Below are 26610 nucleotides of genomic sequence, written 5' to 3' on the forward strand. Positions count from 1 at the left end.
CGCGACGACAGCTTCTCGGCCCATGGCGGGGTGGTCGCACGCGACCGCCGCGACGGGCTGCGGTTGACCCTGGCCGATGGCAGCACGGTGCATTTCCGGGCCTCGGGCAATGCCCCCGAGCTGCGCGTCTATGTGGAGGCTGCCACGCCCGCTCTCGCCGAAGCGCTGCTCGCCGAGAACCTCGCCTTCGCAGCGGCTCAGACCCGTTGACGTGCCGAGAAGCGGGCTGCGGCCTTCGCTGAAGAACGTCCCGTCGGCAGGATCGCCGTAACGAGAGCTAGAATACCCGCTCGATGAAGATTTGCGCGGTGCTCTGCGTGCCTGAAAGCGCCGCGGCACGCGCAGACCCGACGATGTCCAGGCGCTGCCAGGCCAGTGATCCTTCCAGGCCGAGGCGCAGGCCTTCCACCGGCTTCCAAATCACATTCGCAGACGTTCGATCGATCCGAACCTGCCCCCCAATATCGCCTACACGCGGCAAGGTCAGGCTGTAGCGGCTGATATAGGCGTTGCTGGACCATTCGTCCGACCAATCCCAACCGATCGAGACGACGCCGGACCACCCGCGCGTCGTCTGGTCGCCGGTCAAGAACGGTAATGCCGTGCGCCGGTCGAGCAGCGAGCCGACATAGGCCGGCGCATCGACAGCGCCGGCGATCTGGCCGGACAGGGTGAACGACCGGTCGAGCACGCTGCCTTCCCAGGTCGCGCCGATGATGGCGGCCCGGCCCGTCAGGCTGGAAGCCCCGATGCGCGGAACCTCTCGCAGGGCGACGGCGCCGTGCACGGTCAGCGCCTCCCCCTCATAGACCAGGCGCGCCACGCCATCCGGTATCCGCTGCCCCACCGTCGGCAGCGGAATGCGCCGATCGACGGAGACGTCTTCGGCCGACAGCGAGAGGCTCAGCTCTTCGGTGAGCGGCCGCTCATAGCCGATCAAGGCAACGGTGCGGCTGGGAATGCGCCCGATCAGGGCGAACTCGTCGCCAGTCCAGAAATCGAAGCGCGAGCTGGCCAGCCCGGCGCTGAACGCCCCCAGCGTGATGCTCGCCTCGCCGATCGTGACGTCGGTGCCACCGCCGCTGTTCGTGTCCATCGAGAACTCGAAGGCCGTCGCGAGATAATGGCCATTGGCAAGCGACTGACCGCTTTCGATCCGAAAGGTCGTGCTGAGCGGAAAGCTCACCGTATTCTTCGGCACGAGCCCCGTCGCGCGCGCCAGGGCATTCGCTCGATAGTTGTCGCGTTGGAGCCCGGCATTCACCGTTCCGGAGACGACGATGCAGCCGCCCAAGCCGGGCGAGACGAAGCCGGAGGGCGGAGGATTCTCGTCGTCGTCCGTCTCGTCTTCCTCGTCGTCATCTCCCGTATCGTCGGCACCCGCCTTGCCAGGGGAGATGGAGGGTGGTTCGGGCAGGAGGGGCTCGAGGTCCGGTGCCGCGATGGTGCAGCTTCGCAGAAGGGTCGGCGGCCTGCCGGCTGCCCTTGCCTCTCCGACAAGGTCTAGCAGGCCGATCGATGCCGCCGCCCCGACCGCAAGGACAACCCCTTCGCGGCCAGCCGCCCTGGCAATCTCGCGTGCAAGGCTTGCGCGCCGAGCCGGCTTGCTGGCGGCACCCTGTTTCAAAGTCTGATCGCTTCCGCAGCCCGGCCTCTCGCGCAGCCGCTGCCAGATGCCGCAACGTCGCCGCCAGCCATCCTCAACCGCAGAGCAACCACGATCCGCGCCTCGTGATTGACGGGAATGTCTTGGTACATCTTGATATCAAGACACACCGCAGACGACAATCATCATAGCCTTCCCACCAAGCACTCATCAGAACGGATTCAGGCTGGGCGCAACGCCCGAGACGTCGGGGGCACGTTTCCGTGGCGGAAGATATCGGCAAGAATGACCTGATAGTGGTCTCGACGCGGCCAATCGGCGAAGTGCATGACCTGCCCCTCTGCCCGGCCTGCCGCAGATTTTCTTGTTTTTTTCAACGCATGGGAGAGTGCAGATGCAAAGTGGAAAGCGACTGGCCGGCCTTGGGATCCTTGTTCTCGCCCTTCCCTTGCTGAGTGGTGCGGCGCACGCCGTGGACCGCATGGACGGGGCCTGGACGACGACCGCTTCGACCTGCGATCAGGTCTTCGTCAAGAGCAAGGGCAAGCTCGCGCTCAAGCGCACGCTCGATGGCTGGAGCGCCTTCATCGTCAACGGCAACCGGATCAATGGCGCGAACGCCACTTGCAACGTGAAATCCTCCAAGCAGAAGGGCGACGTGACGACGCTCCTTCTCAGTTGCGCGGACAAGATCATGTTCGACACCATGACGGTCTCGATCCGCTTCAAGGAAGACGGCACCTTCGTCCGCTTCGACCCCGAATTCCCGGAGGTGGAGACAAGCTATCACCGCTGCGACCGGTGATAGCTGCGGCGCTTCGGCGCCGGATTGGGTGGACAGGACGCAGCCAGCGACGGCGAGGCCTGCGCCGATCATTGGCCCGCACGAAGGCGCCCGGAGGCGACAGTGGCTCTGGAACCATGAACGCCCGCCGCGATTGAGCGCGGGCGCAACAGCACGCATCGGCTGCGCGCCAATCCGCTATTCGGCGTCACTGCCCCCGGCATTCCGGCGCCATGCGCCCGGCGTCGCGCCGGTAAGCTGGCGAAAGACGCGCGTGAAGTGGCTCTGGTCCCCGAAGCCGCACATCAGCGCAATGTCGGAGAGCGGCAGATGCTGCTGGACGAGATGCTTCTTCGCCTCCGAGACCCGCAACCGCATGAGATAGCGCTGCGGGGCCACACCGACGCTCTGCCGAAACGCACGGGCGAAATGGCTGGCCGTCAGCCGGCACTCGCTGGCGACTTGCGCGATCGTCAGGTTCGATGCCAGGCGAGCCATCATGATCTCCTGCGCCCTGCGCTGTTGCCAGCCGGCCAGCCTGCCATGTCCGGCGCTGGCTGAGGGTTCGAGGCCGCCAAAGGCCCGGGCGAAATGGATCAGCAGGGCCATGGCGATCTGATCGGTCAGAAGCTGGTTGGCGCCGGGCAAGGCCGAGGCATGGACCAGCGCCTGCGACAGCCCCCACAAAATATCGTCCTGAGCGTCGTTCTCCGAACGCAGCGTCGAGGGAGCGCGGCCGCCATGTTGTGCAGCCATCGCGCCTAGCGCTTCGGAAGGAATGTAGAACTGGAGGGCGTCGAAACGGCCCTTGAACTGCCATTGCGGATCGTCGCGCAAATCCACGACGTCGACGGATTTCGCGTGAAGGCGACCCGATCGATAGCGCCGCCCTCCGAGCCAGCCGGAATGGCATTCGAGATCGTCCACTTGCTGGAGGATCGAAAATGCGTTCTCGCTCCGGGTCTGGTCGGTGCGCTCCCTGAAGCGCCGCCCACAGGAGAGTCTCGTCGCCGCCAACCCCAACCGGCCGTCGAGATGGAACTCGGAAACGACCCGCCCCTGCATCCCGAAATGATCGGCGATACACGCGCCGAAAAAGCCCTTCGGGTCTGCTGCTCTCGACAACCGCATGAACGCAACCCCCGGCAATGCCTTGGCCTGCCAAAGCCGCGGCGATCTCATATCGTTCGCCCTTGGATCCGGTTCCTCGCCTTGGCCAACCGCGCGGTTGTGCCTTTATCGCTCATCGATGAGAATCGTGCCCGATCGATGATTTGCGGTCACGAATAGCAACAAAGGCGATGACCTGAAAAGGGAGGCGCTCACCACCTGAACGTGTCCTGGGAACGGTATTCCGATGACGCGGTGCAGCAGCTCGCCCTGACGGAAGCCTAGCTCGGCTGGAACCTGTCGCGAGGGGGAGCGCGGATCGACGCCATCAGGATGATGCCGCCGCGAGCCCTCCGCAGCGGCATCATCGCCCGGTCAGCTCGCTCCCGGTCAGCTCGCTTTGGCAGCGTTCGGCCCGATGGTCTCGCCATGGGTGACGCGCTCCGGCGCCTTGTGGACCATCGTGTAGGCGTAGTCGACGCCCATGCCGTAGGCGCCGGAATGCTCCCTCACGATGGCCATGACGGCATCGTAGGTCTCGCGATGCGCCCAGTCGCGCTGCCATTCGAGCAGAACCTGCTGCCAGGTCACCGGCACGGCGCCAGCCTGCACCATGCGGTCCATCGCGTATTTATGCGCGTCGCTGGAGGTGCCCCCGGAGGCATCCGCGACCATGTAGATCTCGTAGCCGCCCTCGAGCATGGCGCAGAGCGCGAAGGTCGTGTTGCAGACCTCGGTCCAGAGCCCGGAAACGACCACCTTCTTGCGGCCGTTGGCGGCGAGCGCGTCGCGGACGTTCTGGTCGTCCCAGGAGTTCATCGAGCTCCGCTCCAGGATCTTGTGCTCGGGGAAGACCGCCAGCAGCTCGGGATAGGTATGACCGGAGAAGCTGTTCGTCTCGACTGTCGTGATCGTCGTGGGGACGTTGAAGGCCTTCGCCGCCTTGGCGAGGCCGACGACGTTGTTTTTCAACACCTGCCGGTCGATCGACTGGACGCCGAACGCCATCTGCGGCTGCTGGTCGATGAAGATGAGCTGGCAGTTCTTGGGAGTCAGGACTTCCAGGTACTTGGACATGTTGCCCTCCTTTGGGCGACCGGGTGAATGCTTGATGAGGCGCAGCGGTTGAAGATTTTGCGCAGGCGCCGTCCGTGCGGTCCGCGTTAGACGCAATCTCTCATGGCTCTGTTTCCCCGCGATGCTTCACCGGGTTCGGTGGCGGATCGACATGGAGGAAGTGCCGCACGACCGGCCCGCCCTCCCCGGCATGGAAGCGCGCGACCTCCTTCTGCAGATCGGCATCGGCCTTCGAAACGCGGCGGTGCTGGCGCAGATGCTCGGCCCAGGACGCGACCATGAACCATTCGACGAGCTTGTCCGGATCGGCGGTATCCTCGGTGATGCCCCAGCCATAGGCGCCGTCGCGCCGCCGCTCGGCCGAGAGGGCGTTGATCGCGCGCAGGAAGGCCTCACGATCGGCAGACGGCACGCGGTATTCGATGAGAATCAGAACCGGGCCGCGATCGTTCTCGATGGCAGCGGCGGTGAGCGGCTCCGGCCAGTGATTGGAGGGCGCGAGATCGGCTTCGCCGGCCGGCAGTTTGATCCGATGCATGATCAACCCGGCGACCAGCAGCGCCGCCGCGCCGATCAGCAGGGTGCCACGAATGCCGGCGGCTTGCGCGACCGCGCCCCAGCCGAGGCTGCCGGCGGTCATCGCGCCGTTGAACACGGTCAGGTACACCGCGAGCGCCCGGCCGCGCACCCAGTTCGGCAAGATCGCCTGGGCGACGCCGTTGAGCGTGGTCAGCGCCACGATCCAGGCCGCGCCGAGCAGCAGCAGAATGACCACGGCGAGCCATTGCGGCGGGCCCGATGTCAGCCCTGCCATGACGACTGCGGTCAGAACGGCCGAGAACAGCAAGAGCCCGTCGGCATCGAGCCGGGCGCGCAGGCGCGGCAGCAGGACGGCRCCGCCGATCGCACCAGCCCCGACCGCGCCGAGCAGGATCCCGTAGAAGCCGGCGCCGCCGCCGAGCAGGTTGCGCGCGACCAGCGGCAAGAGCGCCCAGACGGCACTGGCGCAGGCGAAGAAGATCGCCGCGCGCAGCAGCACGACATGCAGTTCCCGGCTCGCCCGGGCATAGCGCAACCCGGCGCGGAACGCGCCGGCAAAGCGCTCGCTCAGCGCATCGTCGGCTCCCGGCGTGCGGCGCCACCAGATCAGGGCGCCGATGACGATGACGTAGCTCAGCACGTCCGCGCCATAGGTCACGCTGGCGCCGAGAGCGGCGAGGATCAGCCCGCCCAGAGCCGGGCCGATGGCACGGGAAATGTTGATGCCGAGCGAGTTCAGCGCCACCGCGCTCTTGAGATCGGCCTTGCCCACGAGCTCGGGCACGATCGCCTGCCAGGTTGGCGCCATCAGCGCCGCGCCGATACCGCCGAGGAAGGTCAGCCCCACCAAAGCGGGCACGCTGAGCTGTCCGGTTCCGGCCAGGAGCATCAGCGAGAGGCTGACGCAGCCGAGCAGGATCTGGATTGCGATCAGGAACTTGCGCCGGTCGAGAATGTCGGAAAGCACGCCGGCGGGAATGGCGAGCAGGAAGATCGGCAGCGTCGCCGCCGCCTGCACCAGCGCGACGGCTGCCGGTGCGCCGGAGAGGTCGGTAACCAGCCAGGCGCTGGCGACGTCGCGCATGAACGAGCCGATATTGCCGATGATCGTCGCCGCCCAGAGCGCGGCGAAGACTTTCTGGCGCAGCGGCGCGAAGCCGGAGGACGGGGCCGGCGATGTGACGGCGCTCATCGCGTGCCTCCCCTGCGCCGCGACAGATCGTCGAGCGCGACCAGGATGAAGCCGCCGATCAGGCCGAGATGCTCGAAGAAGCCGTTCATCGCCATCATCCGCCCCTGCCCTGCCGGCATCTCCCAGAAGCGCAGGGCGAGGAAGGTCGCAGCGAGCGTGAAGCCGGCGAGCGCCAGCGCGGCGAGCCAGCGCCAGCGACCCACGAGGATGAGCGCGCTCATCGCGAGTTCGAAGACGATGACACCGACCGCGAAGAGCGGCGCCGGCGACAGGCCGAAATGATCCATCTCGGCGATCGCACCCTGAAAATCGAGAATCTTCGTGACCGGCCCCTGGATATAGGCGGCGCAGAGCAGCAGCAGCGCTATCCAGCGCAGCACGCCTGTTCGCGGCACCGCCACCGATTGGTCGCTCCCAGCCATCTCACACCGCCCAGCAGGCGCAGCCGAGCGCGCCCCAGAAGCTGCGCAGGTCTCCGACTGGCAGCTTGCTCGACCAGGCGCCGGCATGGTCGTGGCCATGGACGTTGCAGGAACTGGCGCAGCCGCAGTTGGTCATGGCCGCCCGCCGCAGCGAATTCTTGCCGGCCCCCTCCGGCTCGCCCCAGGCGGCATAGCCCTTGAAGGTGCGAACGGGAGACCAGTCGGGCATCGCCGGCGGCGGGGCGCTCTGGTCGGCGCTGACGAAATCACGGGCGCCATAGACGACCTTGCCGCCGACCACGGTGAGGTCGGCCGAGATATGCGAGATCTCGTCCTCCGGGCAGGCGAAGAAATCACGATCGGGCACGATTAGATCGGCGAACTGGCCGACGGCGATCCGGCCCTTCTTGCCCTCCTCGTTCGAGAACCAGGTGACGTTCTCGGTCCACATCCTCAGCGCCGTCTCGCGGTCGAGGCAGTTGCGCTGCGGCGTGATGCGCAAGCCGCCGACGGTCTTGCCGGTGATCAGCCAGGCGAGCGAGACCCAAGGGTTGTAGGAGGCGACGCGAGTGGCATCGGTGCCGGCGGAGGTCTTGATGCCCTTCTCCAGCATGCGCGCTACGGGCGGTGTCGCCTCGGCCGCGGCCGCGCCGTACCGTTCGACGAAATACTCGCCCTGATAGGCCATGCGATGCTGCACGGCGACGCCGCCGCCGAGCGCGGCGATGCGGTCGATCGAGCGCTCCGAGATCGTCTCGGCATGGTCGAAGAACCAGTTCAGCCCCTTGAGCGGAATCTCCTTGTCGACCTTCTCGAAGACGTCGAGCGCGCGCGAGATCGTCTCGTCATAGGTCGCGTGCAGGCGCCAGGGCCAGCGGTTCTCAGCGAGGATGCGCACCACGCCTTCGAGGTCGCCTTCCATCTCGGGCGGCATGTCCGGACGCGGCTCGCGGAAATCCTCGAAATCGGCAGCCGAGAAGACGAGCATCTCACCAGCGCCGTTATGGCGGAAATAGTCGTCGCCCTGCTTGTACTGCGAGGTCTTCGTCCAGTTGAGGAAGTCCTCCTTTTCCTGCTTCGGCTTCTGGGTGAACAGGTTGTAGGCGAGGCGGATGGTGAGCTGGTTGTCGTCGGAGAGCTTCTGGATGACGGCATAGTCGTCCGGATAGTTCTGGAAGCCGCCGCCGGCATCGATCGCGCCGGTGACGCCGAGCCGGTTGAGCTCGCGCATGAAATGCCGGGTCGAGTTGACCTGGTAGTCGAAGGGCAGCTTCGGGCCCTTGGCGAGCGTCGCGTAGAGGATGGCGGCGTTCGGCCGGGCAAGCAGCAACCCGGTCGGGTTGCCATTGGCGTCGCGGGTGATCTCTCCGCCGGGCGGCTGCGGCGTATCCTTGGTATAGCCGACCGCCCGCAGCGCCGCCCCGTTCAGCAAGGCGCGGTCATAGAGATGCAGGATGAAGACCGGCGTATCGGGCGCGACGGCGTTGAGCTCTTCGATGGTCGGAAGGCGCTTCTCCGCGAACTGGTGCTCGGTGAAGCCGCCGACGACGCGCACCCATTGCGGCGGCGGCGTCACCGCGACCTGGCGCTTGAGCATGCTCATCGCGTCGGCCAGAGAGCGCACGCCGTCCCAGCGCAGCTCCATGTTGAAGTTCAGCCCGCCGCGGATGATGTGCAGGTGGTTGTCGATCAGCCCCGGCAAGGCGCCGCGGCCCTTCAGGTCGATGATCCTGGTGTTCGGCCCGGCATGGGCCATCGCCTCGGCCTCGCTGCCGACGGCCAGAAACACGCCGTCCTTAACCGCGACGGCGTTCGCGGTCGGGTTGCTGCGGTCGAGCGTGGTGAAGCGGCCGTTGCGGAGAATGAGATCGGCGGTCATCGGCTTGTCTCCGGATGGCTGGGGCTGGCCCTGGGCGAGGGCCGAGGAAGCGAGCCCAGGAAGGGCTAGCCCGCCCAGAACGGTGCGGCGCGTCGGCATCAACCGCGTTCCTTCTCTGTCGCGGTCACCTGCGAAGGCTTCGCACCAGCTGGCAGATGGCCGAAGACATGCGGCTTGACCTGATGCTCCCAGGACTGCGCCGCCGGCGCCTTCGCCCAGAAGCCCCGCAGCAGCGGCGGCAACTGCTCGCCGATCAGGATGCCGAGCAGCCCCACCAGCGCCACCACCGGCGGCGCCGGGGAGCGCACATTGATGAGGCTGTAGATCACGCCAACCAGGAGCCCGGCGCCGAGCGAAAGCAGATAAATCTTCATGCGCGCACCCATGCCCGAAAGTGAAGGCCGCCCGTCCAACGCTCCGGACAACCGCCATGCGCGGACAGGCTGGGGCGCAGGCGGGTACAAGTCTTGTCGGTTTGAACGATCCTTTGCCTGATCTGTCGATCGCCGCGCCGCAGCCCAGCTTACGCCAAGGCGCGCGTGGATGCGCGCACGATCAGCGCGACCGGCATCAGCTTCACGCAGGCGCTCATGTCCGGATCGGCAAGACGCTCCAGCAGGTGCCGCGCCGCCGCCTCACCCATCTCGGCATGGGCGATCCGGATGGTGGTCAGCGGCGGATCGACCATGTCGACCAGCGGCATATCGTTGTGACCGACGATCGAGATGTCGCGCGGACAGGAAAGTCCTCGTCGTTTCAGCTCCTGGTAAGCACCCAGGGCGAGCAGGTCGTTGCTGGCGGCAATTGCGGTCAGGCCAGGCGACCTGCTGAGAAGTGCCGTCGTCGCCACCTGTCCCTCGGACCGGCTGTAACCTTGCGCCACCGCGACCGCCGAGGGATCAAGCCCCGCGGCCGTCATCGCCGCCTCGAAACCACGGCGGCGGAGAATGCCGGTCGAGAGCTCCTCGGGGCCGGCCAGATGTCCGATCCGGCGATGCCCGAGGCCGGCGAGATGCTCGACCGCCAGCCGCATGCCGCAGATATCATCGGAGACGACGGTGGCGGCGCGCGGCCGATCCTCGGCGCGGTTGACCAGCACGGTCGGGATATTCGCCGCCAGGCAAACGGTGAGCACCGGGTCGCTGCGCCGGGCGGTGGCCAATACGAGCCCGTCGACGCGACGCGCGATCAACTCCTCGACGATCGCGATTTGGCGGGCTTCATCGGCCCCACCCTCCGCGACGAGCATCGAATAGCCGTCTCTCGCCAGCGCCGCGCCGACACCGTCGAGGATCGGCGCAAAGACGGGATTGGCGAGATCCGGCAGCACCACGCCGACCAGGCGCGAGCGCCCGGTCCGCAGCGAGGCTGCGATCGAGTCGCGGCGATAGCCCTGCCGCACCGCCTCCGCCCTCACCTTCTCGACGACCTCCGGAGAGATTCGGTGCGCCTGGGCAGGATCGAGCGCGCGCGCGGCCGTCGACCGATGCACGCCGGATGCCTCGGCGATCGACTGGAGTGTCGCCGCGCGCGGCGGGCCCGCTGCCAGGGTCTTGGATTTCATGGGTTTTCTGCTGACTGAATCACCATTCGGAACAGAGCATTTTTCGCCTCGCTTGACAACGTGCAATCGATCGCATAGTTGAAATGCAATCGATTGCACGTCGTTGCGCCTGACACGCTCCGACAAGCGACGGAGGAAACGCCGATGAATGCGAGGGTAAGGACCGTGGCGCCGGATCCGGCGCGCCGCTCCCACATCATCGAGACCCAGGAGGCGGTGACGCCGGTGGTGCTCGACGCGATGTCGCGGGCACCGAATGCGCGACTCACTGAGGTGATGTCCGCCTTCGTCCGGCACATGCATGCCTTCGCCCGGGAAGTCCGGCTGACCGAGGAGGAATTCGAGTTCGGCCTCGATGTCCTCAACCGGATCGGCCAGGCGACGAACGACAGCCACAACGAAGCCGTGCTCTTTTCCGACGCGATCGGCTTTTCGACGCTGGTCTGTATGCTGAACAACGGCCAGAACGGCGCAACCGAGACGGCCGCGGCCCTGCTCGGCCCGTTCTGGCGGATGCATTCACCGGCGACGCCCAATGGCGGCTCGATCATCCGCTCGCCGACGCCCGGCCCCGCGCTCTTCGCCAATTGCCGGATCACCGACTCGCAGGGCCTCCCCCTTGCCGGCGTCGAGGTCGATGTCTGGCAAGCTTCCCCGGTCGGGCTCTACGAAAACCAGGATCCCGGCCAGGCGGAGATGAACCTGCGCGGCAAGTTCACCACCGACGCTGACGGCTGCGTCGCCTTCCGCTCGGTCAAGCCCGCCGGCTATCCCGTGCCCACCGACGGCCCGGTGGGGGAGTTGCTCCGGGCTCAGGAGCGTCACCCCTACCGCCCCGCCCATCTGCACTTCCTCGCCTACAAGCCCGGCTTCCGGACGCTCATCACCCAGGTCTTCGTCGATGACGACCAGCATCTCGAAAGCGATGTCGTCTTCGGCGTGACCCGCCACCTCATCGGCGACTTCCGGCTGGGCAACGGCCCCGCTCCCGACGCCGATGTCGAGGGGCCCTGGTACCTCTTCGACTACGCCTTCGTGATGGAACCCGGCGAGGCGAAGCTGCCGATCCCGCCGATCCGCTGATCCGCGCCTTTCCCCTCACACTCAAAAGCAGGGACAGCCATGTCTCATCTCGCCCAGCCGGACGCCGCCGCGCCGCTTCGGAAGCTCTATCCGCGTTCGCTCGACGGCAAGGTCGCGCTCGTCATTGGCGGCACAGGGGCCATCGGTGCAGCGACCAGCCGCATGCTCGCCGCCGCCGGCGCGACGATCATCGTCACCCATCTCGCCGGCGAGCGCGATACGCAAGCCGCCGAGGCTCTCATCGCCGATCTTGGCGACGGCCATGCGGCCTATGTCGCCGATGTCGTCGACACCGACTCGCTGGTCGCCCTGCGCGATGCCATTGAGGCCCGCTTCGGCCGGCTCGACATCCTGATCAACGCGGCCGGCTACACCAAACCCGTGCCGCATGCCGATCTCGACGCACTGACCGACGAGCTGATCGACAGGATGCTCCAGGTCAACTGGCGCGGTCAGTTCGCGACGGTCCGCACCTTCGCGCCGATGCTGAAGGCCTCCGGCGACGGGTTGGTGGTTTCGATCTCCTCGATCGCCGCCTTCACCGCCGTGGGATCCTCGATCGCCTATTGCGCCGCCAAGGCCGGCATCGACGTGATGACCAAGGCGCTGGCGCGAGTATTGGCGCCGGAGGTCCGCGTCCTCGCGGTCTCGCCGGGCGTGGTCGATACCGAGTTCGTGCCCGGCCGCGGCGCCGACTTCAACGACAAGGTCAGCGCCTCGACGCCGCTGAAGCGGATCGGCTCGGCCGAGGACATCGCCGCCGCCATCACCGCCTGCGCCACCATGCTCGGCTACTCGACCGGACACATCATCCAGGTCGATGGCGGCCGGGCGCTCTGAGAGAGAAGCACCATGCGCGCCCCGCTGCCCAAGGTCTTCATCACCTGCGCGATCACCGGCAACCTGACCAAGCCGGAGCAGAGCCCGCATCTGCCGATCACGCCCGAGCAGATCGCCAATTCGGCGCTCGAAGCCGCCGAGGCCGGTGCCGCGATCGCCCATATCCATGTCCGCGACCCGCAAAGCGGCCGTCCCTCGATCGAGCTTGCGCTCTATCGCGAGGTGGTCGAGCGCATCCGCGCCCGCAATCCGGACCTGATCATCAATCTGACCACGGGTCCGGGCGGGCGCTTCGTGCCCTCGGAGCAGAATCCGAAAATCGCCGGTCCCGGCACGACGCTGATGGTGCCGGAAGGGCGCGTCGCCCATGTCGCGGCCCTCAAACCCGATATCTGTACGCTCGACCTCAACACCATGAACTCCGGCGGCGAGGTCGTGATCAACACGCCCGGCAATGTCCGCCGCATGGCCAGGGTGATCGCGGAAGCCGGCGTGCGTCCTGAGATCGAATTGTTCGACTCCGGCGACATCGCGCTGCTGAACGACCTGATCAAGGACGGCACGCTGCAGCCGCGCCCGCTCACCTCCTTCGTGATGGGCGTGCGCTACGGCTTCCAGCCCTCGCCGGAGACCGTGCTCTACGCCCGCGGCCTTCTGCCCGAAGGCGCGCTGTTCACCGCGATCGGCATCGGCCGCTCGGCCTTCCAGTCGGTCGCGCTCTCCTATCTCGCCGGCGGCCATGTCCGCGTCGGGCTCGAGGACGGCGTCTATATCGAGCACGGCGTGCTCGCGCCCTCGAACGCCGCGCTGGTCGAGAAGGCCCGCCGCATCGTCGAGGACCTCGGCGGCGAGATCGCCACGCCGCGGGAAGCCCGCGCCCTCATCGGCCTGCCCGCTCGCGCCCCCGGCGCGAAGCGGGTGGCGTGACCCTTTGCATCAGGATCGCACCGCCATGTCCCCTGCCACCGAAACCCTCATTCGCGAAGCCAAGGCTGCCCGCGTCCAGACCGTGCGGGGCCTGCGGCTCCATGCCAAGGCCGCGAGCTATGAGGAGATCGCGCTACCGATCGAGGAGCGGCCCCTGCGCCCGCTCGCCGCTCGTGAGGTCCTGGTCGAAATCCAGGCCGCGGCGGTTAACCCCTCCGATGCCAAGGCTGCGACCGGGCTGATGCCCTACGCGGTCTTCCCGCGCACGCCGGGCCGCGACTTCGCGGGCAAGGTCATCGCCGGACCGGAAGAGCTCCTCGGCAAGTCGGTGTTCGGCTCCTCCGGCGATCTCGGCATCCGCCAGGACGGTGCCCAGGCGAGCCATCTCATCGTCGAGGCCGATGCGGTCGTCGAGATTCCAGCCGGCATCACGATGCGAGAAGCCGCCGGTATCGGCGTCCCCTTCGTCACCGCCTGGGAGGGCCTGCGGCGCGCCGGCTTGCCGAAGGCGGGCGAGACCGTGCTGATCCTCGGCCTCAACGGCAAGGTCGGCCAGGCCGCTGCGCAGATCGCGAGCTGGCGCGGCGCCAGGGTGATCGGCGTCGTGCGCCGCGAGGAGCCCTATGCCGGCCATGCCAGCACCCCGGTCGAGGTCGTCTCCGCCAGCGGGACGGATGTGCCGGCGCGGGTGCGCGAACTGACCGGCGGTAAGGGCGCCGACATCGTCTTCAACACGGTCGGCGACCCCTTCTACGAGATCGGCCAGAAATCGATGGCCGTCGGCGGCCGGGCGATCTTCATCGCTGTGGTCGACCGCTTCGTCACCTTCGACATCCTCGCCTTCTACAAGGGCCGCCACACCTATGTCGGGATCGACACCATAGCGCTGGGCTCCGTCGAGACCGGCGCGATCCTGCGCAATCTCGCGCCGGGCTTCGCCGCCGGCATCCTGAAGCCCTTCCCGATCAAGGAAAGCGCGGTCTACCCGCTCGAGCAGGCCCATGCCGCCTATCAGGCGGTGATGGGTTCGTCGCGCGACCGCGTCGTGCTGGTGCCGGGAGCCTGACGCCATGCATGTCGTCCGCTTCAACGAGGCTCCCCCCTATGACGCTCCCGGCCATGCGCTGATGGCGATGGTGCGGCTGCAGGGCCGCGAGGCCGGCCCGGCCGACACCGCCTGGCTCGGCGTCTCCACCATCGCGCCCGGCGGCGGCACCACCCTCGACGCCTCCGGCGTCGAGAAGCTCTATGTCGTGCTCGACGGCACCGTCACCGTTTCGAACGGGCAGGACAAGGTCCGCCTGCAACGCTGGGATTCCTGCCGGATCGCCCCAGGCGAAGGACGTCAGCTCAGCAACGACACCGGCGAGCCCGCCTCCATCCTGCTCGTCATGCCGCTCCAGACTCCGCCGGCCTGAGCCGGCGCGACCATGAAGAGACCGCGAACCGCCTAGCCAAGAAACAAACCAGCCGCGGGCGCACCCCGCGGTGGCGCAACCATGCGCCAAGGGAGGACCAAATGGCTGCAGATCATCTTTCCCCACGCCCGGCCAAGCGCTGGTACAATATCCTCTACGTTCAGGTCCTCATCGCCATCGCCGCCGCCATCGTGATCGGCCATTTCTGGCCATCGATCGGTGTCGAGATGAAGCCGCTCGGCGACGGCTTCATCAAACTGATCAAGATGGTGATCGCACTGGTGATCTTCTGCACCGTCGTCTCCGGCATCGCCGGCATGAGCGACATGAAGAAGGTCGGCCGCGTCGGCGGCAAGGCGCTGATCTATTTCGAGGTGGTCTCGACGCTGGCTCTGGTCATCGGCCTCGTCGTCGCCAATGTCGTCAAGCCCGGCGCCGGCTTCAACGCCCACCCCTCGGCGCTCGATGCCAAGGCCGTGGCCGCCTATGCCGGCAAGGCCGGCGAGCAGTCCATCACGGACTTCCTGCTCAACGTCATCCCCAACACGGTGGTCGATGCCTTCGCCAAGGGCGACATCCTGCCTGTGGTGCTGATCTCGATCCTGTTCGGCTATGTGCTCTCGCATCTCGGCGAGCGGGCGCGGCCCGTCCGCGACGTCATCGATGCCGGCTCGAAGCTCGTCTTCGGGGCGATCAACGTCATCATGAAGCTCGCCCCCATCGGCGCCTTCGGGGCCATGGCCTTCACGATCGGCCGCTACGGCGTCGGCTCGCTCGGCCCGCTCTTCCTGCTGATCGCGACCTTCTACCTGACGAGCCTGATCTTCGTGCTCGGCGTGCTCGGCCTCATCGCTCGCTGGGCCGGCTTCAGCATCCTGAAGTTCCTGGCTTACATCAAGGAAGAGATCCTGATCGTGCTCGGCACCTCCTCCTCCGACCCGGCCCTGCCGAGCCTGATGGAGAAGCTGGAGCGCGCCGGCTGCTCGAAGCCGGTGGTGGGGCTCGTCGTGCCGACAGGCTATGTCTTCAACACCGACGGCACCTCGATCTACATGACGCTTGCCGCGCTGTTCGTGGCACAGGCGACGAACACCGACCTTTCCCTGCACCAGCAGCTCGCGATCTTCGCCGTGGCCATGCTGACTTCGAAGGGCGCGTCCGGCGTCACCGGGGCCTCCTTCATCGCACTGGTCGGCACGCTCTCGGTCGTCCCGGCGATCCCAGTCGCCGGCATGGCGCTGATCCTCGGCATCGACCGCTTCATGAGCGAGGCCCGCGCTTTGGTGAACATGATCGGCAACGGCGTCGCGACGCTCGTCATGGCCCGCTGGGAGGGTGAGCTCGATCAGGGAAAGCTCCGGGCAGCCCTGAACGGCGAACCGCTGCCCGAGCCCGACGCGGCTGAGCATCCGGCGGCACAGCCCGGCACGATCGGGCTCGCCGTCCGGGCGGGCGAGGTGCTGAACGGCGCCGGCGGCGCGGCCTGAGATACCGCCGATTGTCGCGGGCTCGCGAGACGGTTAGCGTCTCGGGTCGGTCGCCTGTCAGGATCATGAGGAGAAAGCGCATGTCCGCCCACTCCGCGCCCGTGAACATCGCCGTGCTGGACGATTATCAGAATGTAGCCCTGTCGATGGCGGACTGGTCCGCGCTTGGCGGACGCGCCCGCGTCACCGTGTTCAACGATCATCTTGCCGATCCCGACGCGGTCATTGACCGGCTCCAGCCCTTCGAGATCGTCTGCTTGATGCGCGAGCGCACGCCGATGACGCGCGCGATCATCGAAGGGCTGCCGCGGCTGCGCCTGATCGCCTCGACCGGCGCACGCAATGCCTCGATCGATGCCAAGGCGGCCGAGGAGCATGGCATTCAGGTCGTCCATACCGGCTATTTCCCGACGCCGACCATCGAGATGAGCTGGGCGCTCATCCTGGCGAGCGCACGCGGGCTCGTTGAGGAGAACGCCTCCTTTCGCAGCGGCGGCTGGCAGCGCCGGATCGGCAGCGACCTCCACGGGCGGACATTGGGCCTGCTCGGCCTCGGCAATATCGGCGGCGCCATGGCCCGCATTGGCCAGGCCTTCGGCATGAACGTCATCGCCTGGAGCCAGAATCTGACCGCCGAACGGGCGGAGACGGCAGGCGCGACATGGGTTTCGAAGGAGGACCTGTTCCGGCAAGCGGACATCCTCAGCATCCATCTGGTCCTGAGCGGACGCACCCGCGGGCTGGTCGGCGCCGCGGAGCTGGCGCTCATGAAGCCCACCGCCCGGCTCGTGAACACGTCGCGTGGCCCGATCGTGGTCGAAGCGGATCTGATCGCCGCGCTCAAAAACAAGACGATTGCCGGCGCCGCCATCGATGTCTTCGATCAGGAACCGCTTCCGGCAGACCATCCGCTGCGGAGCCTGCCAAACCTGCTCGCGACGCCGCATATCGGCTACGTCTCGCAAAATCTGTATGAGCGCTTTTATCGCGACACGGTCGACAACATCCTGAGATGGCTGGACGATCGCGCTTCATCCTGACGGCAGAGAGATGCCGGTTCCGACGGCAGTTTCGTGGATGGAAAGCTTATTTGGTTTTGATCATGGTGACCTGTGCGTTGCTGTCGTTCCAGCGTTTCAAGATGTTGATCGTGACGTCGCTTTGGTGACGATGCACGCGCAGATCGAATTGCGAGGAACCCAGCGTCAGGCCGCGAATGATCACGTCATCGAGAAATGATGGCAGTACCGGGTCGACCAGCTTTATCTCGTTTGCCTCGGACGGAAGCTGCAGCCCGAGGCAAGCGGCCAGCATGGCAAAGGGAGCCGCAGCGGCCCAGGCCTGAGGCGAACAGGCCACGGGATAGGCGGTCGGACCACGTCGTGGCTTTCTGAGGAAGCCGCAGAACAGCTCCGGCAGGCGCTGCTGCTCCTGATAGGTCGCAACGTTGGCGAGGGCTTCGAATAATCGTGCCGCCTCGAACTTGAAGCCGTAGGCACCAAAGCCGATTGCGATCAGCGCGTTATCGTGCGGCCAGACCGAGCCATTGTGATACGACATCGGATTATAGCGTATTTCCCCGACGTTCAGCGTCCGGATGCCCCAGCCGCTGAAGCTTCCCTCGCTCATCAGGGTGCGAGCAACCCGGGTCGCGCGCTCGGGAAGGGCGATGCCCCCGAACAAGGCATGTCCGGCGTTGGACGAACGAACCCGGCAGGGCCGCTTGTCGCCATCGAGGGCGAGCGCATAGGAGCCGAGCTCCTCGCACCAGAAGGCTCGATCGAAGCGCTCCTGCAGAACCGATGCTTGCTGTGCGAGCACGTCGGCACGGTCGCGCAGCCCCAGGGCACGAGCGATATTCGCTCCGGCCCGTCTGGCGGCATAGACATAGGCCTGGACTTCGACGAGGGCGATCGGACCTCGCGCCAGCGATCCGTCGGCATGAAAAATCGAATCGTGACTGTCCTTCCAGCCCTGATTGGCCAGCCCGCTTTCCGTCTCGCGAAAATACTCGACAAATCCGTCCCCGTCGCGATCGCCGAATGTGTCGCACCAGAGGAGCGCGGCCTCGATATTGGCCCAGAGCCGTTCGACGGTGGCGAGGTCGCCAGTGCGATCGAAATACTGGCCGGCCAGCATGACGAACAGCGGGGTGGCGTCGACCGAGCCATAGTAGAACTTGAACGGAACCTCGCCGAGATTGGCCATCTCTCCGCTTCGTCGTTCATGCAGAATCTTGCCCGGCTGGGCGTCGGCAGCGGGATCGATGATCGCAGCCTGTGCCCGCGCCAACTGCAGCAGGACGCCGCGCGCGACCGAAGGATCGGCCCACAGCAGCATCATGGCGGTAATGATCCCGTCGCGGCCGAACATCGTCGAGAACCATGGAATGCCGGCATAGGGATAAAGCCCATCGGCCCCGCGGGTCATGAGCATGTACAGGTCCGAGGTCGATCGCCTGATGAGATCGGTGAAGGGGGCGTTCGACGATGTCACCTTGGAGATGTTGGCCGTCAGCGCACGAAGATCCCGCCGGGCGTCCTGATAGGCCTTGGCGAAGTCCTGGGGCGGTATGCCGGGGGCGTCGCTGAACGGCGGAATCTGCCGTTCCGAATCATTGATGAGATCGCAGGCGACGGTGACGAGGAGCGAGGTTCGCTCGCCAGGTTCCAGGCGGAACCGGAACGAGGCAAATCCTTTCGTCAAATGATACGGTTCCGGCTTGAAGCGAAGGACCGTTCTTCGCACCCTGTCGTCGAGACCACGATAGGCGAAGCGCGCGGCGCCTGAACCGATCTCGGTCTCCGTCTCGCCACGACGGGAGCGCTTCATCCCGCGGACCTCGAAGAGGTCGCGAAAATCCGCTTCGAAAGATATCGACAGCGAGAATTCGTGCGGAATCCGATCGAAATTGCGCAATCCGACGCGTTCATAGCAGACCGCGTTCCAGAGGAATTTCGTCCGCTCGATCGCGATCGCGTCGCGCGGGATCACGGTTGAACCGTCCCCCCGCTCGATTTCCGGATTGGCCAGATCGACCGTCAGGGCGGTATTGTCGTCCTGGATTACGGAGCAAAGGATCAAGGGCCGCTTGCCCTCGAAATACAGCTGCAGCCGCGAAAGATGCCTGGTGTCGTTGCAGAACAGCCCCTCGGACGTGTTCGGGGTGATCCCGATGTCGCCGTAGCTGTCGAGGACGGCGAAGGTATCGCCGGACTTCAAGGTGCGGAGCGGGCGTTCGACCAGGGACGGATGGGCATCGAGGGCATGCTCGATCGGCCTCTCATGCTGCGGCGCAATCTGGGGGTGCCCTGGCCGGGCGTTCTGTTCATGCATCGGAAGCGCCCTTCTCCGGAGGTCGCGCGGTGCGTTCAGACGATTGGTTCACGTCACTGCGTCGTTTCTGCGGCCCCGCGAGAATTCCGGGGGGACGCCAGCAAACGATCGAATGCCGCAAGATAGTCGCGCGCCATCCGCGCGGCAGTGAAATGACTCTCGTAGTGGACATGTACCCGCCAACGATCCAGGGCAGCGCAGCGCCGACAGGCGGCGACGGCATCCGCGATCGTGTCGACGATGAACCCGGATACCCCATCCTCCACGATTTCCGGCACGGAGCCGTTGCGCCATGCGATGACAGGCGTTCCTGCCGACATGGCCTCGATCATGACGAGGCCAAATGGCTCGGGCCAATCGATCGGAAACAGCAACGCCCTGGCTCCGCCCAGCAGTGTGGCCTTCCTGGCCTCGTCGATCTCGCCGATGAATTCGATCAGCGGATCGTCGAGCAGCGGCTCTATCCGGGTGCGGAAGTAGTCCTCGTCGACAGGATCAATCTTCGCCGCGATCTTGAGAGGCATCCCCGCACGCTTGGCAATCTCGATCGCGCGGTCCGGACGTTTCTCCGGCGTGATGCGGCCGAGAAACGTCAGGTAATCTCCTCCCTTCGCATCGAAGGGACACAGCCCCGGCCCCAGGCCGTGATGTACCGTGGCCAGCCAGTTGACGGTTGGAGGCATCGGCTTCCGCTGGCCCTGGGAGATCGAAATCAACGGCATCTGCGGAAAGGCCTGATAGACCGGCAGGAAATCGGGCAGATCGAGGCGGCCATGCAGCGTCGTCACGCATTTATGGGCCAGGTCCGAGAACAGCGCGTGCTGAAGCAGGTCGAGGTGGAAATGGATGACATCGAACGACGCATGCCGCTCACGGACCTTTGCCAACATGGCGAGATGACTGGCCGTATGATCGCGAATTCCTGCCAGCCGCAAACCCTGTGGCGAGCATGCGACCAGTTCGGCAGAGGTTTGGGAATCGCCCGAGGCGAACAAGGTGACGTGATGTCCGAGCCGGACGAGTTCCTCGGTGAGCCATGACGCAACGCGTTCCGTCCCCCCGTATTTTCGGGGAGGAACTGCCTCCGACAGCGGCGCAACCTGGGCGATCCGCATCTGCCTGTCTCCCGCCGCCGGCATCGCGAATGCGGCGAGCTAGCAACGCCTGTCCCCGCCGAAAGTTCGGGCTAGTTTCCCGGGGAGTGAATTTCCGTCGTCCCCCGCGGGATCGTCTCAGGCATGGCGATCAGCATCAGAACGAGAGCCGCCAGCCCCACCCCGGCGAGCACGGCGAAGGCGACTGAGTATCCGCCCCAGACGACGAGGCCTCCGGCGAACGCATAGCTCGATGCGCCCCCGATACCTTGAGTGGTCCCGATGATGCCGCGCGCCATATTGTAGCGACCGCTGCCTAGGACGGCGCCGTAGAGAACCAGCGGCAACAGCACGTCGAACAGCCCGGCCCCCATCCCATCGAGAATTTGGAACGCGATCATCCAGTACGGGCTGTCGACTCCGGCAAAAAGGATACCGCGCAGCGGGAGAGCTGCGAATGCCAGGATGAGCAATGGCTTTCCGCCGATCCGGTTGGCGCGCATGACGAGGAACGCCATCGGAATCGTTGCGAGCTGGGCAACGATAATCGCCGCCGAGGTGACGGCGGACTCGAATCCCCTGGCCTCCAAAGCGAGCTTTTGGCTCGCGAGGGCCAGCATTGGCGCATTCGCGAAATGGAACAGCGCCGTGCCGATCGCGAGCACGGCAAAGGGCCGCTCGGCGAACAGGCGCCGCCATGCGTAAGGCTGACCGGCAGCTGGACGGACGTCATCGAGACCGCGAGCGCGCTGATGATCGATGGCCTTTGCCGGGATCGAAAGGACCGCGATCATCGACAATCCGGCGAACAGCGGAAGCATGTAGAACACGCCGCGTTGTCCGAATTGCGTGCCGACCGCCGCGGCGACCGCGGCGATGAACAGGTTGCCGGAACGGTCGAACGCGGCATTGCGCCCGAGCTGCCCGGCGATGTCGTGGGAGCCGAACAGCCCCAACGTGATCGCAGCGACAGTCGGCGCGAAAACGGCGCCCAGGAGCGCCATGCTGATATCCGCCGCGAACACGACCGCGAGCGTCGGATACGTCACGATGCTCACACCGAGCACCGCCAGGCACCAGGATCCAGCAACGATGAGGCCGCGCTTGGCAGGCGTGGCGTCGATCAAGGCGCCGATTGGCGTGTGAAAGACGATGCCCATCAAACCGCTGGCGGACAGCACGGCACCGATCGTCGCCTGGTCCCAGCCAGCCTCCGTCAGCAGGAAGACATTGACATAAGGCCCGAGGCCTCCGCGCAGATCCGCGAGCAGGAAATTCAGCCAGTCGAGGCTCGACCGATATGACAATTGATCCTCGCACCTGTGTTCCGAGGACGAAGGGTCAGGCGAGGTCTTCGGAAGGCACGGCACGAAAGAAGCTCATCGCCCGGAGAACACCGAAATCTCCTGCCTTCCAGCGCGGAGAGGACCTCTCGTCTTGGCCACCTGCCTTTTGCGAGCGTCTTCGGCCGATCAGCCAACCGCCGGATCGGCGCCGCGCGCCGGTCGGCGGTTCGGGGCTTCGCTGGCGGTGCGCCGCAGCTTCTGGCCAGCGGCTCGGTCCCGGGCCTTTGAAGCCCGCCCGCAAAAGTCCTTGCGGATCTCGGAAAGGTCGGCCTCGTCGAGCTCTTCGAGATCAAGCAATTCTTCGCGTGCGCCTTCCAGCCTGATGATCAGCTCGTCGAGCTTGATCTGCATCGCGGCTGTATCGCGGTTCTGACTGTTCTGGATGATGAAGACCATCAGGAAGGTGACGATCGTCGTCGAGGTGTTGATGACGAGCTGCCATGTATCGTTGAACCCGAAGACAGGTCCCGACGCCGCCCATACGGCGATCAGAGCGACGGCAGCAAAGAACGTCAACGGCTTGCCGGTCCAGCTTGCAACCGCTTGAGCCAGTCGTGTGAAGAGGGAAGCCTTGTTGTTCTTGTGGATGAGATGCTCGATGGAACTGCTCATTGACATCGTCCCGGATGCGCCGCGAGGCGCAAGTCACGCCGCCCGCTCGTTGCCTCCCGGCATCCCCAGCCCCAGTCCAATCTCTTGGTCTGCCTCATCCCGCGCGATGAAAACCCGGCCGGCTCTCGAATGTTCCGGGAAACGGCCATGCTCCCGGCGGTGCCGCCCGAGACCGCATCGGCCGTTCCGGGCGCGTGATCGTCGACCCGACCTCGGCAGGGCCCGGGATGTGACGCCGCGGCACCGAGCCTTGCGGAGTGATCCAAACCGCTCGGCCCAGTGAAAGGCGCCACCAGGATTCTGCAGGGCCCAAATCCTCACGCGGCCCGACGATTGATCGCATCCAGCGCGAGCTTGGTAAGCTTTTCGTCGGTGGAAGCTTCCTCGTCGAGATTCTGCTTCAGCAGCGATGCGCAGTCGTTTCGACCCAGCTGCTTTGCCCAGGCCACCAGCGTGCCGTAGCGCGTGATCTCATAGTGCTCGACCGCCTGTGCAGCAGCGATCAGGGCGGCGTCGAGCACCTGCTTGTCCTCGACCTCGCCCGCGACCTCATTGGCCTCATCGAGGATGCCGTCGATAGCGGGACAGGTGACGCCCTTTTCCTCGACCCCGTGCAGCCGGAAGACTTCCTTCAGGCGGGTGATCTGGCCCTCGGTCTCCCGGAGATGGTTTTCGAAACCGCGCTTGAGCTCAGGGCTCGTCGCCTTCCCGACCATATCCGGCAGCGCCTTCTTGATCTGGTTCTCGGCGTAATAAATGTCGCGCAAGGTATGAACGAAGAGGTCGTCCATCGTTGCGATGTCCTTGGAAAACCAACCCATGGCTGTCGCTCCATCTCGTAGGAGGGGTCCCCCAGCTCTTGCCTCTCTTTAAGTCGCCCCGCCAGCCCTCTCTCGAGGGCTGGCGGGGGTCCGGCTCATATGACCGTGGAACGATGCGGAGCCGCCGTTTCGTCGAAGCGGCTCCAGCCGGCTGCACGGTATTCTGCGAGGCGCGCATTCCGGTCGATCGGCGTCGCTCCGTCGAGGATGGCCTCGACTGCCGGGACCTGCTCATCGGCAACGCGGACCGAAACGACGGTGCCGCCACGACGAACCGTTTCAGCGTAGTAGTTGGCATCCTCTTCGCTGTGACCGGCGCTGGTCAGAGCGCCGACGATGCCGCCGGCTACGCCCCCTGCCGCGGCGCCAGCAGCCGTGGAGGCGAGCCAGCCCGCCGCGACCACCGGGCCGATCCCGGGAATGGCGAGCAGTCCGATACCTGCGAGCAGACCGGCCGCTCCGCCAAGCGCCGCGCCGATTCCGGCGCCTTCACCGGCATTGCTGTCATCGGCCTTGGCGTGCCGGCCGACCACGCTGATGTCGGCGGCGCTTACGCCGCCGGCTTCGAGCGCCTCGACCACCGAACGAGCGGTTTCGTAGCTGTCGTAGGAACGGGTGAGTGTCTGAGTCATTTGCTGCCTCCCGGTTTACTTGCGCGTGACGTTGCCGCGGTAATCGACGGTCACATTCACCTTCGTTCCGCCATGGGAAGCGCTGCCCTTCCAAACGCCGTCCGCATCCTTGGTCAGGGGACCGATCTGCGAATAGCCGTTGGCCTCGAGCCGGCTCTTGGCCTGGCCCTCGGTGAAACTATTCGCACCGGGGAGCGGAGCATTCTTGTCCGCGTCGCCCTTCGGCGACGGAACTGGGGAAGTGGTAGCAGTCTGAGCAAACGCACCAAACGTCGTCGACGTCGCGATCAGCGACGCGATCAAAAACTTCTTCATATTCGGACACCTCGATATTCGCGGCTCAGCCGCGGATATACTTAGAACGATCGGACCGCTGATTCTGTTCCGCTTGAATTCAACTTCGCAGAGATTTGTCGCCTTGCAGGCTCTTCTTCAGGGCATCGAACAGATTCACCACGTTGGCAGGCCTCCCGTCGTCGCGGCTGGCCGAAACCCTCGCGCCCTTCCGGCGCTTCTTCGACGCGATCAGCTTCAGCAGGTGCTCCCGGACGGGATCCTTAACCATCTCCGGCGACCAGTCTTCGCTTTTGGCCTTGATGAATTTCTGCGCGAGTTTCAGAAGTTCCGCTTCCGGCTTGTCTTTCTCGATATCGGAAAAATAGGCTTTTTCGTCGCGAACTTCGTCCCCGTAGCGCAGCGTCCAAACGACGATTCCGCGGTCGCGCGGCTCGAGCATCACGGCCCGCTCGCGCCGGTAAAGCACGACCCTGGAGATGCCCACCATCTTCGCCGCCGCCATGGCATCGCGGATGACGGAGAAGGCCTCGATCGCCACCTCGTCGTCAGGCACCAGATAGTGCGGACTGTCGAGGTAGATCCAGGGAATCGAGTCTTTCGGCACGAATTTGTCGATATCGATGGTACGGACCGTGTCGAGCCTGACCGCCTCGATCTCCTCGTCCTCGATCACGACGAAGCGACCGGGCTCCGCCTCGTAACCCCTGGCCTGGTCTTCCGTGTCTACCGGCTTGCCGCTCTCCGCATCGACATAGCGGCTGACGACACGATTCCCGGTATCGCGGTTCAAAGTGTGGAAACGAACCTTTTCGCCCTCCGACATCGCAGGGGTCATGGCGACCGGGCAGGTCACGAGGGACAGCTTGAGGTAGCCCTTCCAATAGGTCCGAGCGGGCATGGCGACGCGACTCCGCGAACGAAACTGCGGATCAATGCCGGGCATCCGAAACGGTTCCGGCGCAGCGGAACTTGGCCGGGCATCCGAAACGGGTCCGGCGCGGCGGAACTTGCCTTCGGCGGATGCATTGAATCGACGGTGTTGCGTCAGGAGTGGGTGCCATGGCTGCGGTGCGGGCGAACTGGAAGGGCTACCTGAAGTTCGGCGAGATCAGTTGCCCGGTCGCGCTCTATACCGGCGCCAGCACGGCCGAACGCGTGTCGTTCCACATGATCAACCGCGACACCGGCCATCGCCTCCGGCGCGAGTTCATCGATCCCGTTACCGACGAGCCTGTCGATAGGGATCACCAGATCAAGGGCTTCGAGATCGACAAGGACCGCTATGTCGAGATCGAATCGGACGAAATCGCGAAGGCTGTGCCGGAAAGCGACAAGACGCTGGCGGTGGCCGCTTTCATCCCCTGCACCGACATCGACACGATCTACTTCGACAAGCCCTACTATCTGGCGCCCGCGGGGCAGATTGCCGACGAGGCCTTCGCGGTGATCCGGGAAGCTCTTCGAGCGAGCAAGGTCGGCGCGCTCGCGCATGCTGTTCTGTTCCGTCGCTACCGCGCGCTGATGATTCGCGCACAGGGGCCAGGACTCGTCGCCCATACGCTGAACTTCGACTACGAGGTGCGTTCGGCTTCGGAAGCCTTCGACGAGATTCCAAAGCTCAAGATTCGCAAGGAGATGCTCGATCTCGCCAAGCACATCATCGAGACCAAGCGAGGCGAGTTCGACCCGGCCATGTTCGACGACAGGTATGAGGCGGCTCTCGCCCAGCTGGTGAAGGCGAAGTTGGCAGGCAAGCCAGTCAGGATCGCGAAAAAGATGAAGTCTCCCAAGGTCGTCGACCTCATGGAAGCGCTCCGCGCCAGCGCGGCACCTGACCGGGCTCCATCAAGGCGAAAAGCTCAGGGAAAGGCGGCCTAACCCTCGTCGTCCTTGCTTGCCCGAGAGGCGGCCTGAAGCCTTAGCCCGATCAACATGACGAGTTCGCGAACCGTCTTGCACGCCTGCATTTCTTCGTCGGGCACCATATCGCAATCGAATTCGCGTTCGATGACATTGCCGATCAGGGTCAGGTCGTCGAGAGTGAGACCGATCTCATCGATTGCCGCATGCGGCTCCAGCAATTCGGATTTTACGAGCCCCTCCCTCGCGATGATCTCCAGAAGCCGGGCGATGAGTTCTGCCTCTGGAGGATTGAGATCGGTCATCGCTGAGCTAACCTCGAAATCTGAAACAGGCCGTTGCCGAGTCGCTCCGCCAAATGGAAAGCTCGCAAAACTTACATCAACAATAAATTCTGAGACAGAATATCAGCCGATATCAACACATTTAACATCGACATGACGATCACATCGACTCGTCCAATGTTTGTATTTCCGCCGAAATACCCATTCAATCAGCGCATACATCGCATCAGAAGCTTTCCCGATGGGAGAGAGAAGATGCTTTCATCTTCATAGCGAACCGGGCTTCCGTCCTTGAGCGTGTACGACGTCATGGAGAGACCTGGCCAGTCACGCCAGACGATGACGGTGTAGTGGTCGCCGTATTCGTCCTCGCAGCGCTCCCGATACAGCTCGCGCTTT

At 65.3% G+C, this 26610-nt stretch carries 26 protein-coding genes and 1 pseudogene; 10 read left to right on the forward strand and 17 right to left on the reverse strand.

Going from position 1 to position 26610, the window contains the following annotated elements:
- Positions 1-210, forward strand: a pseudogene (locus AC1DE3_RS15750) (phosphomannomutase); the annotation flags it as partial.
- 67 nt (positions 211-277) lie between these two features.
- Here the strand turns inward: AC1DE3_RS15750 and AC1DE3_RS15755 are convergent.
- Entirely contained in the window at positions 278-1627 is a 1350-nt protein-coding gene (locus AC1DE3_RS15755; protein WP_476852549.1) for a porin, read from the reverse strand.
- Positions 1628-2000: 373 nt separating this feature from the next.
- Here AC1DE3_RS15755 and AC1DE3_RS15760 point away from each other — a divergent pair, with 373 nt between their 5' ends.
- Positions 2001-2411: a hypothetical protein gene (locus AC1DE3_RS15760; protein WP_476779902.1), complete on the forward strand. Its 411-nt coding sequence runs from the start codon at positions 2001-2003 to the stop codon at positions 2409-2411.
- Positions 2412-2588: 177 nt separating this feature from the next.
- On the opposite strand, the gene AC1DE3_RS15765 is transcribed toward AC1DE3_RS15760, so the two are convergent.
- The 7 genes from AC1DE3_RS15765 to AC1DE3_RS15795 all read right to left on the reverse strand — a co-directional run bounded on the left by AC1DE3_RS15765 (position 2589) and on the right by AC1DE3_RS15795 (position 10300).
- Positions 2589-3521 (reverse strand): helix-turn-helix domain-containing protein, encoded by a 933-nt coding sequence (locus tag AC1DE3_RS15765; RefSeq protein ID WP_476779903.1) that lies wholly within the window; start codon positions 3519-3521, stop codon positions 2589-2591.
- 369 nt (positions 3522-3890) lie between these two features.
- Entirely contained in the window at positions 3891-4577 is a 687-nt protein-coding gene (locus tag AC1DE3_RS15770) for a hydrolase (RefSeq protein ID WP_476779904.1), read from the reverse strand.
- Between the two features lie 100 nt (positions 4578-4677).
- Positions 4678-6309: an MFS transporter gene (locus tag AC1DE3_RS15775; RefSeq protein ID WP_476779905.1), complete on the reverse strand. Its 1632-nt coding sequence runs from the start codon at positions 6307-6309 to the stop codon at positions 4678-4680.
- Positions 6306-6731 (reverse strand): DoxX family protein, encoded by a 426-nt coding sequence (locus tag AC1DE3_RS15780; protein ID WP_476779906.1) that lies wholly within the window; start codon positions 6729-6731, stop codon positions 6306-6308. The genes AC1DE3_RS15775 and AC1DE3_RS15780 overlap by 4 nt, the downstream gene beginning before the upstream one ends.
- Position 6732: 1 nt before the next feature.
- Complete coding sequence (locus AC1DE3_RS15785; RefSeq protein WP_476779907.1) at positions 6733-8709, reverse strand: amidohydrolase; 1977 nt, start codon at positions 8707-8709, stop codon at positions 6733-6735.
- Positions 8709-8984 carry a XapX domain-containing protein gene (locus AC1DE3_RS15790; protein WP_441510547.1) on the reverse strand — a complete coding sequence of 92 codons (276 nt, stop codon included), beginning with the start codon at positions 8982-8984 and terminating at the stop codon, positions 8709-8711. The genes AC1DE3_RS15785 and AC1DE3_RS15790 overlap by 1 nt, the downstream gene beginning before the upstream one ends.
- A 149-nt stretch (positions 8985-9133) precedes the next feature.
- The gene (locus AC1DE3_RS15795; RefSeq protein ID WP_476852550.1) at positions 9134-10300 is read right to left on the reverse strand and encodes a LacI family DNA-binding transcriptional regulator; all 1167 of its coding nucleotides are present in this window, start codon (positions 10298-10300) and stop codon (positions 9134-9136) included.
- A gap of 18 nt (positions 10301-10318) precedes the next feature.
- Here AC1DE3_RS15795 and AC1DE3_RS15800 point away from each other — a divergent pair, with 18 nt between their 5' ends.
- The 7 genes from AC1DE3_RS15800 (at position 10319) to AC1DE3_RS15830 (ending at position 16969) form a co-directional block, all read left to right on the forward strand.
- A complete protein-coding gene (locus AC1DE3_RS15800; RefSeq protein ID WP_476779909.1) occupies positions 10319-11257 on the forward strand; it encodes a dioxygenase family protein in 939 nt (312 codons plus the stop codon).
- Between the two features lie 39 nt (positions 11258-11296).
- Complete coding sequence (locus AC1DE3_RS15805; RefSeq protein ID WP_476779910.1) at positions 11297-12097, forward strand: SDR family NAD(P)-dependent oxidoreductase; 801 nt, start codon at positions 11297-11299, stop codon at positions 12095-12097.
- Positions 12098-12109: 12 nt separating this feature from the next.
- Positions 12110-13024 (forward strand): beta-keto acid cleavage family enzyme, encoded by a 915-nt coding sequence (locus tag AC1DE3_RS15810; protein ID WP_476779911.1) that lies wholly within the window; start codon positions 12110-12112, stop codon positions 13022-13024.
- A gap of 25 nt (positions 13025-13049) precedes the next feature.
- Positions 13050-14090: a quinone oxidoreductase family protein gene (locus tag AC1DE3_RS15815; protein WP_476852551.1), complete on the forward strand. Its 1041-nt coding sequence runs from the start codon at positions 13050-13052 to the stop codon at positions 14088-14090.
- 4 nt (positions 14091-14094) lie between these two features.
- Positions 14095-14442, forward strand: a complete 348-nt coding sequence (locus AC1DE3_RS15820) for a cupin domain-containing protein (protein ID WP_476779913.1) — start codon at positions 14095-14097, stop codon at positions 14440-14442.
- A gap of 101 nt (positions 14443-14543) precedes the next feature.
- On the forward strand, positions 14544-15929 hold the full coding sequence (locus tag AC1DE3_RS15825) for a dicarboxylate/amino acid:cation symporter (RefSeq protein WP_476779914.1): 1386 nt from the start codon (positions 14544-14546) through the stop codon (positions 15927-15929).
- Between the two features lie 80 nt (positions 15930-16009).
- Entirely contained in the window at positions 16010-16969 is a 960-nt protein-coding gene (locus tag AC1DE3_RS15830) for a D-2-hydroxyacid dehydrogenase family protein (protein WP_476779915.1), read from the forward strand.
- Positions 16970-17015: 46 nt separating this feature from the next.
- Here AC1DE3_RS15830 and AC1DE3_RS15835 read toward each other — a convergent pair whose 3' ends face one another.
- From AC1DE3_RS15835 to ku (AC1DE3_RS15870), 8 genes are all read right to left on the reverse strand, one after another.
- Positions 17016-19265, reverse strand: coding sequence for an amylo-alpha-1,6-glucosidase (locus AC1DE3_RS15835; protein WP_441510556.1), 2250 nt, complete (start codon positions 19263-19265; stop codon positions 17016-17018).
- Between the two features lie 53 nt (positions 19266-19318).
- A complete protein-coding gene (locus tag AC1DE3_RS15840) occupies positions 19319-20380 on the reverse strand; it encodes a glycosyltransferase family 4 protein (protein ID WP_441510557.1) in 1062 nt (353 codons plus the stop codon).
- 71 nt (positions 20381-20451) lie between these two features.
- Positions 20452-21729: an MFS transporter gene (locus AC1DE3_RS15845; RefSeq protein ID WP_476852552.1), complete on the reverse strand. Its 1278-nt coding sequence runs from the start codon at positions 21727-21729 to the stop codon at positions 20452-20454.
- A gap of 102 nt (positions 21730-21831) precedes the next feature.
- Complete coding sequence (locus AC1DE3_RS15850) at positions 21832-22317, reverse strand: low affinity iron permease family protein (protein ID WP_441510559.1); 486 nt, start codon at positions 22315-22317, stop codon at positions 21832-21834.
- 317 nt (positions 22318-22634) lie between these two features.
- Positions 22635-23138, reverse strand: coding sequence for a YciE/YciF ferroxidase family protein (locus AC1DE3_RS15855; RefSeq protein WP_441510560.1), 504 nt, complete (start codon positions 23136-23138; stop codon positions 22635-22637).
- Positions 23139-23233: 95 nt separating this feature from the next.
- Positions 23234-23770, reverse strand: coding sequence for a hypothetical protein (locus AC1DE3_RS15860; protein ID WP_441510561.1), 537 nt, complete (start codon positions 23768-23770; stop codon positions 23234-23236).
- Between the two features lie 15 nt (positions 23771-23785).
- Positions 23786-24085 (reverse strand): hypothetical protein, encoded by a 300-nt coding sequence (locus AC1DE3_RS15865; protein WP_441510562.1) that lies wholly within the window; start codon positions 24083-24085, stop codon positions 23786-23788.
- Positions 24086-24164: 79 nt separating this feature from the next.
- Positions 24165-24965 carry a non-homologous end joining protein Ku gene (gene ku / locus AC1DE3_RS15870; RefSeq protein ID WP_441510563.1) on the reverse strand — a complete coding sequence of 267 codons (801 nt, stop codon included), beginning with the start codon at positions 24963-24965 and terminating at the stop codon, positions 24165-24167.
- A gap of 161 nt (positions 24966-25126) precedes the next feature.
- Between ku (AC1DE3_RS15870) and ku (AC1DE3_RS15875) the strand changes: the two genes are divergently transcribed.
- Positions 25127-25945: a non-homologous end joining protein Ku gene (gene ku, locus AC1DE3_RS15875; RefSeq protein WP_441510564.1), complete on the forward strand. Its 819-nt coding sequence runs from the start codon at positions 25127-25129 to the stop codon at positions 25943-25945.
- Here ku (AC1DE3_RS15875) and AC1DE3_RS15880 read toward each other — a convergent pair.
- Positions 25942-26232, reverse strand: coding sequence for a hypothetical protein (locus AC1DE3_RS15880; RefSeq protein ID WP_441510565.1), 291 nt, complete (start codon positions 26230-26232; stop codon positions 25942-25944). The two genes, ku (AC1DE3_RS15875) and AC1DE3_RS15880, sit on opposite strands and share 4 nt — an antisense overlap.
- Positions 26233-26610 lie beyond the last annotated feature (378 nt).

Source organism: Allobosea sp. 10L417 (assembly GCF_056395485.1).

Coding starts and splice junctions, on each gene's coding strand:
- AC1DE3_RS15760 (WP_476779902.1), top strand. CDS start 2,001: ATGCAAAGTGGAAAGCGACTGGCCGGCCTTGGGATCCTTGTTCTCGCC.
- AC1DE3_RS15765 (WP_476779903.1), bottom strand. CDS start 3,521: ATGCGGTTGTCGAGAGCAGCAGACCCGAAGGGCTTTTTCGGCGCGTGT.
- AC1DE3_RS15770 (WP_476779904.1), bottom strand. CDS start 4,577: ATGTCCAAGTACCTGGAAGTCCTGACTCCCAAGAACTGCCAGCTCATC.
- AC1DE3_RS15780 (WP_476779906.1), bottom strand. CDS start 6,731: ATGGCTGGGAGCGACCAATCGGTGGCGGTGCCGCGAACAGGCGTGCTG.
- AC1DE3_RS15785 (WP_476779907.1), bottom strand. CDS start 8,709: ATGCCGACGCGCCGCACCGTTCTGGGCGGGCTAGCCCTTCCTGGGCTC.
- AC1DE3_RS15790 (WP_441510547.1), bottom strand. CDS start 8,984: ATGAAGATTTATCTGCTTTCGCTCGGCGCCGGGCTCCTGGTTGGCGTG.
- AC1DE3_RS15800 (WP_476779909.1), top strand. CDS start 10,319: ATGAATGCGAGGGTAAGGACCGTGGCGCCGGATCCGGCGCGCCGCTCC.
- AC1DE3_RS15805 (WP_476779910.1), top strand. CDS start 11,297: ATGTCTCATCTCGCCCAGCCGGACGCCGCCGCGCCGCTTCGGAAGCTC.
- AC1DE3_RS15810 (WP_476779911.1), top strand. CDS start 12,110: ATGCGCGCCCCGCTGCCCAAGGTCTTCATCACCTGCGCGATCACCGGC.
- AC1DE3_RS15815 (WP_476852551.1), top strand. CDS start 13,050: ATGTCCCCTGCCACCGAAACCCTCATTCGCGAAGCCAAGGCTGCCCGC.
- AC1DE3_RS15820 (WP_476779913.1), top strand. CDS start 14,095: ATGCATGTCGTCCGCTTCAACGAGGCTCCCCCCTATGACGCTCCCGGC.
- AC1DE3_RS15825 (WP_476779914.1), top strand. CDS start 14,544: ATGGCTGCAGATCATCTTTCCCCACGCCCGGCCAAGCGCTGGTACAAT.
- AC1DE3_RS15830 (WP_476779915.1), top strand. CDS start 16,010: ATGTCCGCCCACTCCGCGCCCGTGAACATCGCCGTGCTGGACGATTAT.
- AC1DE3_RS15835 (WP_441510556.1), bottom strand. CDS start 19,265: ATGCATGAACAGAACGCCCGGCCAGGGCACCCCCAGATTGCGCCGCAG.
- AC1DE3_RS15840 (WP_441510557.1), bottom strand. CDS start 20,380: ATGCGGATCGCCCAGGTTGCGCCGCTGTCGGAGGCAGTTCCTCCCCGA.
- AC1DE3_RS15850 (WP_441510559.1), bottom strand. CDS start 22,317: ATGAGCAGTTCCATCGAGCATCTCATCCACAAGAACAACAAGGCTTCC.
- AC1DE3_RS15855 (WP_441510560.1), bottom strand. CDS start 23,138: ATGGGTTGGTTTTCCAAGGACATCGCAACGATGGACGACCTCTTCGTT.
- AC1DE3_RS15860 (WP_441510561.1), bottom strand. CDS start 23,770: ATGACTCAGACACTCACCCGTTCCTACGACAGCTACGAAACCGCTCGT.
- AC1DE3_RS15865 (WP_441510562.1), bottom strand. CDS start 24,085: ATGAAGAAGTTTTTGATCGCGTCGCTGATCGCGACGTCGACGACGTTT.
- ku (WP_441510563.1), bottom strand. CDS start 24,965: ATGCCCGCTCGGACCTATTGGAAGGGCTACCTCAAGCTGTCCCTCGTG.
- ku (WP_441510564.1), top strand. CDS start 25,127: ATGGCTGCGGTGCGGGCGAACTGGAAGGGCTACCTGAAGTTCGGCGAG.
- AC1DE3_RS15880 (WP_441510565.1), bottom strand. CDS start 26,232: ATGACCGATCTCAATCCTCCAGAGGCAGAACTCATCGCCCGGCTTCTG.